Annotated in this window: 15 protein-coding genes; 2 read left to right on the top strand and 13 right to left on the bottom strand. The window is 68.9% G+C overall.

Annotated features, from left to right (window positions below; translation table 11 throughout):
- Positions 1–89: 89 nt before the first annotated feature.
- From WT53_RS10335 to WT53_RS10325, 3 genes are all read right to left on the bottom strand, one after another.
- On the bottom strand, positions 90–1,370 hold the full coding sequence (locus WT53_RS10335) for an O-antigen ligase (protein ID WP_060259584.1): 1,281 nt from the start codon (positions 1,368–1,370) through the stop codon (positions 90–92).
- Positions 1,371–1,507: 137 nt separating this feature from the next.
- Positions 1,508–2,350, bottom strand: coding sequence for a glycosyltransferase family 2 protein (locus WT53_RS10330; RefSeq protein WP_060259581.1), 843 nt, complete (start codon positions 2,348–2,350; stop codon positions 1,508–1,510).
- Between the two features lie 119 nt (positions 2,351–2,469).
- Entirely contained in the window at positions 2,470–3,222 is a 753-nt protein-coding gene (locus tag WT53_RS10325; protein WP_034208016.1) for a glycosyltransferase family 2 protein, read from the bottom strand.
- A gap of 225 nt (positions 3,223–3,447) precedes the next feature.
- Between WT53_RS10325 and msbA the strand changes: the two genes are divergently transcribed.
- On the top strand, positions 3,448–5,199 hold the full coding sequence (gene msbA, locus WT53_RS10320) for a lipid A export permease/ATP-binding protein MsbA (protein ID WP_034208015.1): 1,752 nt from the start codon (positions 3,448–3,450) through the stop codon (positions 5,197–5,199).
- 93 nt (positions 5,200–5,292) lie between these two features.
- Positions 5,293–5,676 carry an RcnB family protein gene (locus WT53_RS10315; protein ID WP_034208014.1) on the top strand — a complete coding sequence of 128 codons (384 nt, stop codon included), beginning with the start codon at positions 5,293–5,295 and terminating at the stop codon, positions 5,674–5,676.
- A 64-nt stretch (positions 5,677–5,740) separates the two neighbouring features.
- On the opposite strand, the gene WT53_RS10310 is transcribed toward WT53_RS10315, so the two are convergent.
- From WT53_RS10310 to hemF, 10 genes are all read right to left on the bottom strand, one after another.
- Positions 5,741–6,307 carry an aromatic acid exporter family protein gene (locus WT53_RS10310; RefSeq protein WP_034208013.1) on the bottom strand — a complete coding sequence of 189 codons (567 nt, stop codon included), beginning with the start codon at positions 6,305–6,307 and terminating at the stop codon, positions 5,741–5,743.
- A 41-nt stretch (positions 6,308–6,348) separates the two neighbouring features.
- Positions 6,349–7,608, bottom strand: coding sequence for an MFS transporter (locus WT53_RS10305; RefSeq protein ID WP_034208012.1), 1,260 nt, complete (start codon positions 7,606–7,608; stop codon positions 6,349–6,351).
- Positions 7,605–8,570, bottom strand: coding sequence for a PRC-barrel domain-containing protein (locus WT53_RS10300; RefSeq protein WP_034208011.1), 966 nt, complete (start codon positions 8,568–8,570; stop codon positions 7,605–7,607). The genes WT53_RS10305 and WT53_RS10300 overlap by 4 nt, the downstream gene beginning before the upstream one ends.
- Before the next feature lie 382 nt (positions 8,571–8,952).
- Positions 8,953–9,288 carry a YggL family protein gene (locus WT53_RS10295; protein WP_034208010.1) on the bottom strand — a complete coding sequence of 112 codons (336 nt, stop codon included), beginning with the start codon at positions 9,286–9,288 and terminating at the stop codon, positions 8,953–8,955.
- Between the two features lie 126 nt (positions 9,289–9,414).
- On the bottom strand, positions 9,415–10,884 hold the full coding sequence (gene rng / locus WT53_RS10290; protein WP_034208009.1) for a ribonuclease G: 1,470 nt from the start codon (positions 10,882–10,884) through the stop codon (positions 9,415–9,417).
- An 8-nt stretch (positions 10,885–10,892) separates the two neighbouring features.
- Positions 10,893–11,525 carry a nucleoside triphosphate pyrophosphatase gene (locus WT53_RS10285; RefSeq protein WP_034208008.1) on the bottom strand — a complete coding sequence of 211 codons (633 nt, stop codon included), beginning with the start codon at positions 11,523–11,525 and terminating at the stop codon, positions 10,893–10,895.
- A gap of 51 nt (positions 11,526–11,576) precedes the next feature.
- Positions 11,577–12,047, bottom strand: a complete 471-nt coding sequence (gene rlmH / locus WT53_RS10280; RefSeq protein ID WP_034208007.1) for a 23S rRNA (pseudouridine(1915)-N(3))-methyltransferase RlmH — start codon at positions 12,045–12,047, stop codon at positions 11,577–11,579.
- 18 nt (positions 12,048–12,065) lie between these two features.
- Positions 12,066–12,509, bottom strand: a complete 444-nt coding sequence (rsfS, locus tag WT53_RS10275) for a ribosome silencing factor (RefSeq protein ID WP_006484266.1) — start codon at positions 12,507–12,509, stop codon at positions 12,066–12,068.
- Positions 12,510–12,513: 4 nt separating this feature from the next.
- A complete protein-coding gene (locus tag WT53_RS10270) occupies positions 12,514–13,239 on the bottom strand; it encodes a nicotinate-nucleotide adenylyltransferase (protein ID WP_179949007.1) in 726 nt (241 codons plus the stop codon).
- Between the two features lie 14 nt (positions 13,240–13,253).
- The gene (gene hemF, locus WT53_RS10265; RefSeq protein WP_034208006.1) at positions 13,254–14,177 is read right to left on the bottom strand and encodes an oxygen-dependent coproporphyrinogen oxidase; all 924 of its coding nucleotides are present in this window, start codon (positions 14,175–14,177) and stop codon (positions 13,254–13,256) included.
- Positions 14,178–14,236: the final 59 nt, after the last annotated feature.

The raw sequence follows: 14,236 nt of genomic DNA, 5'->3' as shown, positions 1-14,236 counted from the left end.
GAACCACGCGGCTCGCCCGCATCGACTGTGCGGAGGTCCGCTGCCGCCGAACCGGTCGGCGTGGGCAGCGGAACGTAGGCCGGCGGGTGTTACACGCTGCGTCGGATCGCCGACGTTTCGCGCGGCAGCGCTTCGCTGCGCTCGCTGCAGCCGAGCAGGATGCCGGCCAGCAGCACGATCAGGTGCCCTTCGGCGAAATCCAGCAACAGCGAATTCGCGAGACTGCCGATTGCGAAGATCGCGAGCCACGCGAGCAGCAAGTGCCGCGAGCGCGGATCGAGCGCACGGCTGCCGCGCGCGATCTGCACGATCAGGTTGACGAACAGCAGCACGCCGAGCGAGCCGAGTTGCACGGCCATCAGCAAATATTCGTTGTGCGGGTTCGACGTGAGCTGGCCTTCGGCCGCCGTCTTGCCGGCCGTGAGTTTCTCGAATTCGGATTCGAGGCCGCCTGCGCCGTAGCCGAGCACGGGGCGCTGGCGATACAGTTCGAGCCCCTTCTTGTACCACTCGAGGCGCAGCCCGGTCGACGTGGCCGCATCGCTCTGCCGGTATTGCTGCACTTCCGTCACGACCTTCGTCAGCCGGCCGTTGTGAACCGTGCAGGCGGCGACCACGAGCGCGGCGCCCGCGAGGACGAGCACGCCGGCGGCGAGCCCTGCGCGCAACGCGGACCGCCGGCGCAGCAGCAGCACGAAACGCACGGCGACGACGAGGATCAGCAACAGCGCGATGACCTGCCCCGTGCGCCCTTGCAGCATCACGAACACGTTGACGAGCGACCACGCGGCGACGCCCGCATACGCGGCGCGGGACAGCATCGTGCGGGCCGCCAGCGCGAGATCGGCTGCCTGGTAAAAGAGCAACGCCCCGAACATGCCGGCGGCGATATGGTTCTTGAACACCCACGCGCGCGACAGCGGCAACTGGGTCGCATGCGCCGGCCCGATCGCGGTCAGGCCGAGGTAGTTGGTCGTCGACAGCAGCAGGATCGCGCACAGCGTGGCGAACCAGCAGCGCCGCACGATCGGCGCCCAGTTCGAATGACGGAACGCGAGCACGGCGAACGGCAGCAGCAGCAGCTTGTCGTACTTCGCGACCCAGTTCCACGCCTTGTTGTGCGGCGCGACCGTATAGGCGACGCTCACGGCCAGCGCGGCCAGGATCAGCAGCGCCGCGAGCGAAGCCGGGTCGGCGACGAGCGAGCGCAGGTTGCGCCAGAATTCGGGGGAGATCACGAGCGCGACGGCGAACAGCCCGCAGAACACGTTGGTCAGCGCGGTCGAGACGGGCACCATGCAGAGCGCGGCGACGGCGAATGCACGGGCGGCGGTCAGGCGCCGCGTGGCGGGAGTGGAAAACGAAAGCATCGGAACCTGGCGTATGGACGAATGCGGCGCGCGAACGGCGTGCACCGCGCCGCGTCGCGCCCCCGGCGAGAGACCCGGGACGAACGGCGCAGTATACGCGAAGCAGGACAGGTTTCCGTGCGGTTTTCGGGGCCCGATCAGCTGAACGCGCGCTTGATCCGCGAGCGCAGCAGCGCGCGCTTGAGGCGGCCTTCCACGGCCGGCGTATCGAGCGCGATGCGGGTGCCTGCCGGCTCGCCGCGATGCAGGTAGTAGCGATCGAACGTCGCCTGGGTCATGCCCCATTTGTTCAGGAACTGACGGCGGCCGTCGTTCTTGACGATCTTGCCGGTGCTCTTTTGCTGGAAGTGATACACGAGGCTGTCGCCGACGCCGATGAAGATCCGGCAACCGGCGTCCCAGAATTTCATCGAGAAGTCGTTGTCGCTGCTCATGCCCGGCGACAGCTCGCTGCTGTAGCCGCCGATGCGGTTCCACCAGTCGCGGTGGACGAGCGTCGGCGGCCAGGTCGAGCCGAGCCAGTCCGCGCGCGCCAGCTTCGGCGTCGCGGCGACGAGGCCCGCCGCATCGAATTGCTCGGCGTCGCGGCCGAAATCGCTGACGACCACGCACGGATTGCGCGTGTCGACCGGCTCGATCATCGTGCCGGACAGCATGAACAGGTCGGTCGGCATCCGTTCGATGCGGCGCACGAGCGCCGTGTCCCAGCCCGGGCAGCAGAACATGTCGTCGTTCATGTAGACGACGTAGTCGCGCACGGCGCGCGCGGCGGCCAGGTTGACCGCATGGCAGATGCCGATGTTGGTCGGCGACGCGGTGTGTTCGATCCCTTCGCTGCGCACCCAGTCGAGCGTGCCGTCCGAGCCGTCGTTTACGTGCACGATGACCTGGTGGTCGTACGCGGAATGCCGGCGCAGGCTGTCGACGACGAGCTTGAGGTACGGCAGGTTGTTCCAGGTCGGGATGATGATGGAGAACATGGCGGTCGGATTCGGTGGTCGTCGTGGCGGGCGGCGCGCGGCGCAGCCGTTCGGGCGGGCACGCGCGGTGCGCGCAACCCGGCATTGTAACGCCGGGCCGGCCGCGCGCCGGCGGGTGCCTAGCGGGCCGGTTCGTGACCGAGCTTCAGGAAGCGGTAATACACGGTTTCCGCGTTGAACACGGCGATCATGAAGCCCGCGCGGCCGTCGAGGAACCCGCGCCGCAGCACGTAGGTGCGCACGAACGCCCAGGCGCCGCGGCCGAGCGCCTTGCCGAAGCCGCCGCGCTGGCCGGCCGCGCGGCGCTGGCGCGCGCCGGCCGTCGAATACGCGTCGAGCTTGCGCACGACCGTTTCGAAATCCTCGTACGAGTAGTGCATCAGCTTGCCGGGCAGGCGCTGCGCGGCGGTCTCGAACACGAGGCGTTCGTGCACGAGATCGTCCGAGAACCGCGCGGCGCCGCGCCGGAACAGCCGCGGCACCCAGTCCGGATACCAGCCGCTGTGATGGATCCACTGGCCGCAGAAGCTCGACAGCCGGTCGAGCGCATAGACCTGCGCGGCCGGCGCGCGGATCGCGTCGCGGATCGATTGCGCGAGTTCCGGCGTGACCACTTCGTCGGTATCGAGCGACAGGATCCAGTCGGTGCCGAGCGCGTCGAGCGCGCGGTTCTTCTGCGGCCCGAAACCCGGCCAGTCGCGCTCGACGATCACGCGCGCGCCGTGCGCCTGCGCGATCGCGACGGTATCGTCGGTGCTGCCGCCGTCGATGACGACGATATCGTCGGCGAACGACAGCGCATCGAGACACTGCGCGAGCCGCGCGGATGCGTTGAGGGCGATGAGGGCGACGCCGAGGGAGGGTTCAGCCATGAAATCGTCGGAAAGGCGGAGAAAACGGTGAGCGGCAGTATACCTTCGGGGCGGCCGCGGGCAGCATCGGCGCCGACCGTGCCGGCGGGGGCGGTGCAGCTATAATGTTGAGCCCTTTTCGGCACTCGCCCGACCAGGGCGCACACCCGGGCGGCCACGCGCCGGGCGCCGCATCGCGGCTCAAGAAGGATTGCCTTGGAAACCCAGAACACTCTTCGCAAACCGATGGACGGCAGCGGCACTTCGCCGGTGACGGTCCTCAAGCGCCTGTGGCCGTATATCCGGCCGCTCATCGGCATCGTCGTGCTCGCCGTGGTGACGATGGGCGTCGTCGCGGCCACCGAAGCCGGTATCCCGGCGCTGCTCAAGCCGCTCCTCGACCACGGCTTCGGCTCGCACGGCAGCGACCGCGCGAAATGGTACGTGCCGATCGCGGTGATCGGCCTCGCGCTCGTGCGCGGCGTGTCGCAGTACGCGTCGAATTACCTGCTCAACTACGTATCGAACCGCATCCTGCTGCAACTGCGGCTCGAGATGTTCCGGCGGATGATCCATACCGGCGCGTCGTTCTTCCAGCGCGAAACCGCGAGCACGGTGATCAACGCGATCGTGTTCGAGGTCAACCAGATCCTGTCGGTGCTGACGGGCGTGATGGTCACGCTCGTGCGCGACTCGCTGACCGTGATCTTCCTGCTCGGCTACCTGTTCTACCTGAACTGGCGGCTCACGCTGATCGTCGCGGTGATCCTGCCGGGCATCGGCTGGCTCGTCAGCAAGATCAACCGCCGGCTGCGTCGCCTGAACCGCGAGCACCAGACGCTGACCAACGAGCTGTCGTACATCGTCGAGGAGACGGTCGGCGGCTACAAGGTCGTCAAGGTGCACAACGGCGAAGCGTACGAGACGGACCGCTTCACGACGATGAGCAAGCGCCTGCGCGGCTACGCGATGCGCATGACGATCTCGGGCGGCCTCGCGCAGCCGCTCACGCAGTTCCTTGCGTCGATCGCGCTCGCGGTCGTGATCACGATCGCGGTCGTGCAGTCGTCGAACGACCAGACGACGGTCGGCGGTTTCGTCGCGTTCGTCACGTCGATGCTGCTGGTGATCTCGCCGCTCAAGCACCTGATCGACGTCAATCAGCCGCTACAGCGCGGGATGACGGCCGCCGAGCTGATCTTCGGGCTGATCGACGAGCCGGCCGAGCCGCAGGGCGGCGGCCGGCCGCTGCCGCATGCGCGCGGCGAGATCGAGTTCCGCGCGGTGTCGTTCGACTACGGCGCGGCCGAACGGCCGACGCTCGACCGCATCTCGTTCAAGGTCGCGCCGGGCGAAATGATCGCGCTGGCCGGCCCGTCCGGAAGCGGCAAGACGACGCTCGTGAACCTGCTGCCGCGTTTCTTCGACCCGACGGACGGCACGATCCTGGTCGACGGCGTGCCGGTGTCCGACTACGATCTCCACGCGCTGCGCAGCCAGATGGCGATGGTCAGCCAGGACGTCGTGCTGTTCAACGACACGATCGCCGCGAACGTCGCTTACGGGCAGACACCCGACCGCGCGCGCGTGCAGGCCGCGCTCGAGGCCGCGAACCTCGCCGATGCGGTCGCCGCGATGCCCGACGGGCTCGATACGCTGGTCGGCGGCAACGGGATGCGCTTGTCCGGCGGCCAGCGCCAGCGGCTCGCGATTGCGCGCGCGATCTACAAGGACGCGCCGATCCTGATCCTCGACGAAGCGACGTCGGCGCTCGATTCGGAGTCGGAGCGCCACGTGCAGGCCGCGCTCGAGCGGCTGATGGAAGGCCGCACGACGCTGGTGATCGCGCACCGGCTGTCGACGATCGAGCGCGCGGACCGCATCCTCGTGCTCGAGGCCGGCAAGATCGTCGAAGAGGGCAGCCACGACGAGCTGCTGCGCCACGGCGGCCTCTACGCGCACCTGCACCGGATCCAGTATCAGCAGCAGGCGGCGTAACGCGCGGTGAGGCGGCCGCGATGCCGTGTGCTAGTCTTCGTCGGGCAGTCCCGGTCGTTTCTTGTTCGACGTGACACCACGGAGGGAAGGACAATGAAGAGGATGCACGGCATGATGCTGGCCGCACTGATCGCCGCAGGCTGCGCGGCTACCGCGGCAATGGCGCAGGACCACGACAATCGCGATGACCGCGGCGGCCACGGGATGCAGCACGGCCATGGCCCGAAACACGTGCCGCCCGGCCACGCGATGCATCGCGACGACGACGTACCGCCGCGCTGGGCCGACCAGCCGCGCCGCGAGTGGCACAAGGGCGACCGGCTTCCTCCCGAGTTCCGCGATCGCCAATACGTGATCGACGACTGGCGTGGCTATCATCTGAGCCCACCACCGCGCGGCTATCAATGGGTCGGCGTCGGCGGGGATCACCTGCTGGTGCAGATCGGTTCCGGCATCGTGCTGCGGATCGGCGACTGATCCGGCCCGCGGCCCGGCATGGATCGCGATGCCGCGATGCGCGCCGGGCCGCCGGCTCCCAGCGTCACTTTGCCGCCGCGCGGCGGAACCAGCGCCGCTCGATTCTCGACATCAGCCAGCACACGCCCAGCGCGCACACCGTGCCGAGCGTCACTTCGCCGAGCCGGATCAGCGGAACGTCCCACAGCGGGCCGTTGCCCGGGAACAGCAGCACGATCGTCGCGGTCACGCCGCCGAGCCGTGCGGCGCTGCCGACGTTCAGGCACCAGCAGCAGACGATCGCGACCGCGACCGTGATCGCATACGCGACGAGGCGATCGCCGCCCAACGCCGCACCGGCGAAGCCGAGGATGCCGCCGACCATCGCGCCGATGAACTGGTCGCGCGACAGCGACATCGTGTCCGAGTAGTTGTGCTGCGTGACGGCGATCGCGGTGATCGCCGCCCACACGGCCTGCTCGGTATGCATCGCGCGGCCGATCGCATACGCGAGGCACGCGCCGCAGACGGCCTGCAGCGCCATCAGCGCGCCTTGCGCGAGCCGCTCGCCGAATGACAACCCCTTGAACAGATCGAAGATCGACTGCTGGATCTGCTGGCGGGCTTCGTTGAGTGTCCTGATCGTATCCATCGTGCGTCGGCCAAGAAGCGGGTAGCGGCGGCGCGCCGCCGTCAATGCGCCTGTTCGGGCGAGGCGGCCGCCGGTTCGGCGGCCGTCGCGTCGCCGTTCTCGACGCGGGTTTCGGGCATCACGAGCCAGACCAGCAGCACCGCGAGCGCGCCGGCGGCCGCGAGCCCGAAGAAGCTGACCGCGTTGCCGAAGTGATCGGCGACGTAGCCGGCCACGGCCGTGCTGAGCGTGGCGCCAATCCCGGCCGCGAGCCCGAACAGCCCGATACACAGGTTGTAGCGGCCCTTGCCGCCCGCGACGTCGGCCGCGATCAGCGGCAGCATCACGCCGAACACGGCCGCGCTGATGCCGTCGAGCATCTGCACCGGCACGAGCAGGTACGGGCTGCTGACGCCGGCGAACAGCAGCGCGCGCACCGGCAGCGCGGAGAAGCCGAGCAGCAGGATCGGCCGGCGTCCCCAGCGCTGCGCGGAGCGGCCGACCCACGGCGACAGCATCGCGACGATCGCCTGCGGCACGATGATGCACGCGGCGATCACGAGCTGCACGTTCTCGCCCATCCCGGCAGTGACTTCGCCGGCCGCGAGGTTCAGCATCGCAGCGTTCGACAGGTGGAACAGCACGACGCAGGCCGCGAAGATCAGCATCCGACGGTCGCGCAGCAGCTCGAGCAGCGTTTCGCGTTCCTCGCCTTCGTCGGCGTCGTCGTGCTTCGACGATTGCGGAATCACCTCGTGCGTCGGCTGGATCATCGCGAGCGCGAACAGCGCGGGCAGCGCCAGCACGGCGGTCAGCCAGAACACCGCGCGCGCGGAGAAATATTCGCCGGTCAGCCCCATCAGGCCCGCCGCGACCGCACTGCCGATCGACGCCCAGCGCGCGTTGCGGCCGAGCCGGTCGCCGAGATCGGCGCGGCCGACGAGCGAGAACGAGATCGCGGCCATCGCTGGCACCAGCATGCAGCTCGCGAAGCCGTGGAACACCTCGGCGGCGATCACCGGCACGATCGTCGGGCTCGACGCGAGCAGGACCGCGGACAGGATGATGGCCGCGATCGCCCACGCGGCCGCGCCTTTCTTGTTCTTCAGCGCGTCGACGGCCGCGCCGCCCGGCACCTGGCTGACCATCGCGCTGATCGTGCCGATCGACAGCACCATGCCGATCTCGCCCTGCGTCCACTTGTGCGACGCGAGATAGGACGCGATGAACGGACCGAACCCGGTTTGAACGTTTGCAACGAAAAAGTTGAGCCAGTCGAGGGAGCGCAGACTGCGAACGCTGACGGAATGCTTGATCGTCATCGGATGGCACTCGCAGACGATGCCGGCGCGGCCGGGGCGACAGGCGGGAAGACGGCGACGATCGGCTTGTCTGCCGCGTACGGCGGCGATGCCTTGATCTGGGCGTCGTTCAGGTCGAGCTGCGGGTGCAGCGCCTTGTCGCGCGTGACGAAGCGCAGCGCGCCCCAGCTCGCGGCGATCGAACGGCGGTCGGTATTGACGAGCCCGCCGAGGTCGAGCACGACGGCCTGCGGCTGGGCGCCGCGGTCGATCAGCACGTCGACGATGCGGCCGATCTTCGTGCCGTTCGGGCGCTCGACGTCGCTGTCGAGCATCGGCAGCCGCGTCGCCGGCGACGCCGCGGCCGACCCCGACAGCGGCGCCGCCTTCGGCCGCGCGGCGGGCGGCAGGTCGCCCGACGGCACGTCGAGCACGATCGGCTCCTGTTTGCCGCCCGGCGTGAAGCGGAACACGTTCCACGGGAAGATGACCTTGCGGTCGCCGATCCCCATGAAGCCCTGCAGGTTGACGATCATCTCGCGCGGCTTGCCGCTCGCGTCGACCACCATGTCGACCGCGCGGCCGACCACCTTGCCGTTGCGGCGCGCGACCTCGCTGTCGAGCAGCGCATGGATCTGGGTGCGGTCGAGCGCGCGCGTCGCGACGAGCGGCGCGGGCGGCGGCGGCGGCGGGGTCGGCGATTCGGGGCGCTGCACGGGCTTCGGCCGCGTCACCTCGCGGTGCGGCTTCTTCGGCGCTTCCGGTTCCTCCGGTTGCGTCGGCGCGGGCACGGGCGGCATCGTCAGCGGCTCGCCGGCGGTCTCCTCGACGGGCTCGACGAGCGCCTCGCTGATCGGCGCGGGCGGGTTCTGGACCGGCAGCAGCCCGCAGCCGGACAGCAACGCGGCGACGGCGAGAATCAGGAAGACCGTCGAGGACGGCAACGACTTGCGGGATGCGGGAAACGGGAGTCCGCCGCTCATTGACACTCACTCCATGGGTCGGGGGCGGCCCGAGGGCACGCGGCTGGCGATGGATGGCGGGTGCGGGCGGCGCACCACGCGAGGTGAGAGTTTAACGTGTCTTGCTTTCAGGTCCGATTTCGATGGCCGGTTGCAAGCGGATCGTGGGGGAAAGGAAGGGAGCGGGGAGGGCGGTCCGGCCGCGGCGCCCGGGCCGCGACGACGTGGTGCAGGCGCCGCCGGCGCCCTGGCTCAACGGGCCTGAGCCGCCATACGCGGACGGCGACATCGGCCCGGCGACGCGAGCGGCCGTCACGATCGTCCGGAAGAGGCGGCGCCGGCCTGGTTCGCCGCGATGGCGGGCAGGCTCGGGCACCGTTTGACGCAGCGCGAAACCGGGAAATCAGGCGTCCGGATACCACGCGTCGGTGAATTCGCTGACCTTGACGTCGGTCAGCTCCGGACGGGCGGCCAGCCATCCGCGCACGAGTTCGCGGTCGGCGTCGGTCGTCGTGCCGCGCGGCGCGCCGGAGATCACGTATGCGCCGATGCCTTCGTCCGCGGACGCGACGGTCAGCAGCCCGTTCGCTTCGACGAAGTCGATGAACGCATCGATCAACTGGCCGCGTTCGAGGTCGGTCATGTCGTTGCGGTAATGCGCGGTGGCGTTGAACGCGAGTTCCTGGAATTCGCCGATGTGGAGTTTCTTGCGCTGGCGGCGGTTGTGGCGTTGGCTCATGGTTTGGGGGTGAATGCGAAAAGGATCGATGAAAGGGCGGCGGCGGTGCTGGCGCGGCATACGCGAACGGCCCGGCCGCCGCATCGGGGCGCCGCGCGGCGCTGCCGGCGGCGGATGGGCGCAACGTTACATCAGCACGATGTCGTACTGCTCCTGGCTCAGGTTCGACTCGACCTGCAGCGACACCGGCTTGCCGATGAAGTCGATCAGCATCGCGAGATGCTGCGACTCCTCGTCGAGGAACAGGTCGATCACCTGCTGCGCGGCGATCACGCGAAACTCGCGCGGGTTGAACTGCCGCGATTCGCGCAGGATCTCGCGCAGGATGTCGTAGCACACGGTGCGCGACGTCTTCACCTGGCCCTTGCCCTGGCAGGTCGGGCACGGTTCGCACAGCACGTGCGCGAGCGATTCGCGCGTGCGCTTGCGTGTCATCTCGACGAGCCCGAGCTGCGAGAAGCCGTTGACCGTCACGCGCGTGCGGTCGCGCGACAGCGCCTTCTTCAGCTCGGACAGCACCGCGTCGCGATGCTCGGCGTTCTCCATGTCGATGAAGTCGATGATGATGATCCCGCCGAGGTTGCGCAGCCGCAACTGTCGCGCGATCGTGTGCGCGGCCTCGAGGTTGGTCTTGAAGATCGTGTCGTCGAAATTGCGCGCGCCGACGTAGCCGCCGGTGTTCACGTCGATCGTCGTCATCGCCTCGGTCTGGTCGATCATCAGATAGCCGCCCGACTTCAGGTCGACGCGGCGCGACAGCGCGCGCTGGATCTCCGTCTCGATGTTGTACAGGTCGAACAGCGGCCGCTCGCCCGTGTAGTGATGCAGCTTCGGGCTCACGGCCGGCGTGAACTCGCCCGCGAATTCAGCGAGGCGCTGGTACGTCTCGCGCGAATCGACCTGGATGCGCGTCGTGTCGTCGTTCGCGAAATCGCGCAGCACGCGCTGCGCGAGATCGAGGTCCTGGTACAGCAGGCTCGTCGCCGGCAGCCGCTGCGCTTGCGCGACGATCGTCGCCCAGGTCTTGCGCAGATAGGTGACGTCGCCGGCCAGCTCGTCGGAGGTGGCGTCCTCGGCGATCGTGCGCACGATGTAGCCGCCTTTCTCGTCCGGCGGGATCACAGCCGTCAGGCGCGCGCGCACGGCCTCGCGCTCGGCCTCGCTTTCGATCTTCTGCGAGATGCCGATATGCGGCTCCTGCGGCAGATAGACGAGCGTGCGTCCCGCGATGCTGACCTGCGTCGACAGCCGCGCGCCTTTGGTGCCGATCGGATCCTTGATCACCTGCACCATCAGCGTCTGCCCCTCGAACACGATCTTCTCGATCGGCTGGTGCGGCGCGCCCGACTGCGGCTCGCCCGCGAGGCGCGGATGCCAGATGTCGGCGACGTGCAGGAACGCCGCGCGCTCGAGGCCGATGTCGATGAACGCCGACTGCATGCCGGGCAGCACGCGCACGACCTTGCCGAGATAGATGTTGCCGACCCGCCCGCGCGACAGCGTGCGCTCGACGTGAAGCTCCTGCACCGCGCCTTGCTGGACGAGTGCGACGCGCGTTTCCTGCGGCGTGAGGTTGATCAGGATTTCTTCGTTCATGGTGCGGTTCAGAAGGCGACGCGTGCGGTACGCAGCAGCGCGGCAGTCTCAAAAAGGGGCAGACCCATGATACCTGAATGGGATCCGTCGATTCGCTCGATGAATTCGGCCGCGCGGCCCTGGATCGCGTACGCGCCGGCCTTGCCGAACGGCTCGCCGGTTTCGACGTAGCGCGCGTACGCATCGCGCGACGCGGCCGCGAAGCGCACCGACGAGCGCGACAGCGCGGGCGGCAGCAGTGCGCCGCCGGCGTCGATCACGGCGACGGCGGTCAGCACCGCGTGCTCGCGGCCGGCGAGGCGGGTGAGCATCGCGAGCGCATCGTCGGCGTCGGCCGGCTTGCCGAGGATCGCGCCGTCGATCGTCACCGTGGTATCGGCCACCAGCACCGGCGCGGCCGGCTTGCCGCTCGCGACGAGGCGCGAGCGCGCGGCCTCGGCCTTCGCGATGGTCACGCGCCGCACGTACGCGTCGGCGGTTTCGCCGGGCAGTTCGGCCTCGAGCGCCTCGGCGTCCTCGTCGGGGCGCGGCAGCAGCAGCTCGAAGCGCACGCCGATCTGCTGCAGCAGCTCCTGGCGGCGCGGGCTTTGCGAAGCGAGGTAAAGGATCGGGAAAAGCGCGGGGGACGTGCTGGACGGCATGGTGTCGTTATCTCGTTGAGCGCGCGCGGCGCGCGTCTCGAGGACGACGCGTCATGCGCGGTGGTAGGGATGATTCTGCGTGATGCTCCACGCCCGGTAAAGCTGTTCGGCGAGCAGCACGCGCACCATGCCGTGCGGCAGCGTCATGCTCGAGATGCGCAGCAGCACGTCGGCGCGCGCTTTCAGGTCCGGATCGAGCCCGTCGGCCCCGCCGATCACGAACGCGACGTCGCGGCCGTCCTGCTGCCAGCCGGGCAGCGCCTGCGCGAGCTGCATCGTGGTCCAGTCGCGGCCGCGCTCGTCGAGCGCGACGATGCGCGCGCCCTTCGGCAGCGCGGCCTCGATCTTCTGCCGCTCGGCCGCCATCACGCTTTCGGCGCTGCGGCCGCCCGAGCGCAGTTCAGGCTTGATTTCGCGCAACTCGATGCGCAGTTCGGGCGGCATCCGCTTCGTGTATTCGTCGAAGCCGGATGCGATCCAGCCCGGCATCTTGTGGCCGACCGCGAGGATGAAAAGCTTCATCGGGAGACGCGTGACGGCTTAGCGGCGCCGGGCGGCCGTCTTGCGCGCCGGGCGTGCGGGCGCTTCTTCCTCTTCTTCGTCGTCTTCGCTCGCCGTGGCGAAGCCGTTGCCCTTGCCGCCGCCGAGCTTCATCCGCACGGGCTTGTCGCCCCAGATTTCCTCGAGGTTGTAGTACTGGCGCAGCGCCGGTTGCAGGATGTGCACGACCGCGTCGCCGCAGTCGACCAGCACCCATTCGCCGGTGTCCTCGCCTTCGGAGCTGACGACGTCGCCGCCGGCTTCCTTGACCTTGTCGCGCACGTTCGACGCGAGGGCCTTGGTCTGGCGGTTGGAGGTGCCCGAGGCGACGACCACGCGGTCGAACAGTTCGGTCAGGTGGCTGGTGTTGAACACCTTGATGTCTTGCGCCTTGACGTCTTCGAGGGCGTCGACGATCACGCGCTGCAGTTTGCGAATATCCATGGATTCAGGAATGGTAGAGGCGATGTTGAAGAATATAGGCCCATACGGCGGCCGGCACATGTTCGGCTGACGCGTCGGGCATTTGCGCATGGCGTGCGATGCATTCGCGCAGGTGCGCGCGGATGTCGGTCGCTGCGATGTCGAACGAAAGGGTCGTATCGATCAGCAGGCGGCCCGCCGGCGTGGCCTTGAGCACGTCGGCGCCGGCCTGCCGCGCGGCGATTTCGCGCGCGACGTCCGGCGGCGCCGCGTCGAGCTCGAAGCCCGGGCGCGTCGACACGCCGATGTGCGCGTAGTCGAACAGCGTGCGCCAGTCGCGCCACGTATCGAGGCGCACGAGCTGATCGGCGCCGATCAGCAGCGACAGCGACGCATCCGGGCCGATCCGCTCGCGCCAGCGCGCGAGCGTCTCGACCGTGTAGGTCGGGCCGGCGTGCTCGATCTCGTCGGTGGCGACGGTCACGGTCACGCCCGGCATCGACAGCGTGCCGGCGGCGGCGCGCGTCATCGCGAGCCGGTGCTCGGCGGCCGACACGTCGCGCTTCTGGTACGGCTGCCCGGCGGGCAGCAATACGAGTTCGGTCAGGTCGAGCAGCCCGGCGAACCGGCGCGCGAGCGCGAGATGGCCGTCGTGGATCGGGTCGAAAGTACCGCCCAGCAAGCCGATACGGCGCGGCAGCGGGGCGGGGCGGGCGATGGTGTCCAGAAACGCGTCCTTTCGTTGGGGCAGCGGGGCGCGCGGGCTCAAACCCAGTCGCGCGGCACGAGGAAGTCGCTAGTCAGGCGCGCTTCGGGCGAACCCGGCTCGGGCTGCCAGTTGTAGCGCCAGTTCGCGACCGGCGGCATCGACATCAGGATCGACTCGGTCCGGCCGCCGCTTTGCAGGCCGAACAGCGTGCCGCGGTCGAACACGAGGTTGAATTCGACGTAGCGGCCGCGGCGGTAGGCCTGGAAGTCGCGTTCGCGCTCGCCGTACGGCAGCCCGGCGCGGCGCTCGACGATCGGCAGATAAGCGTGCAGGAACGCATCGCCGACGCTTTGCATCATGTCAAACGAGCGTTCGAAACCGGGTTCCGAGAAATCGTCGAAGAAGATCCCGCCGATGCCGCGCATCTCGTTGCGGTGCTTCAGGAAGAAATATTCGTCGCACCATTGCTTGAAGCGCGGGTAGAGCTCGATGCCGAACGGGTCGAGCGCATCCTTGCAGGTCTGGTGGAAATGCCGCGCGTCGTCCTCGAAACCGTAAACCGGTGTCAGATCCATGCCGCCGCCGAACCAGAACACGGGCGCCTCGCCCGGTTTCGTCGCGATCAGCATCCGCACGTTCATGTGCACGGTCGGGCAGTACGGATTGCGTGGGTGCAGCACGAGCGACACGCCGAGCGCCTCGAAGCCGCGGCCCGCGAGCTGCGGGCGCGCCGCGCTCGCCGACGGCGGCAGCGCGTCGCCCGCGACGTCGGAAAAGCCGATTCCCGCGCGTTCGAACACGCGGCCGCCTTCGAGAATCCGCGTGCAACCGCCGCCGCGCAGGCGTTCGGCCGGCCCGCGCTGCCACGTGTCGGTCGCGAGCGGCGTGCCGTCGAGCGCGCCGAGCGCGTCGGCGATACGTGTCTGCAGGCCCTGGAGGTACGTGCGCACACGCGCCACGTCGTAGGTCGAATCGGTCATGTCTGGACTGGCTGCCCCCGCGCTGAGCGAGGGCCGTAAAAAAAGCGTCTGCCGGGCAT

Origin of the sequence: Burkholderia sp. MSMB2157WGS (assembly GCF_001532755.1) — a bacterium.
Lineage (GTDB): Bacteria > Pseudomonadota > Gammaproteobacteria > Burkholderiales > Burkholderiaceae > Burkholderia.
Note: the sequence above shows the minus strand (reverse complement) of the source record. Positions and strands in the feature narration are given on the sequence as shown.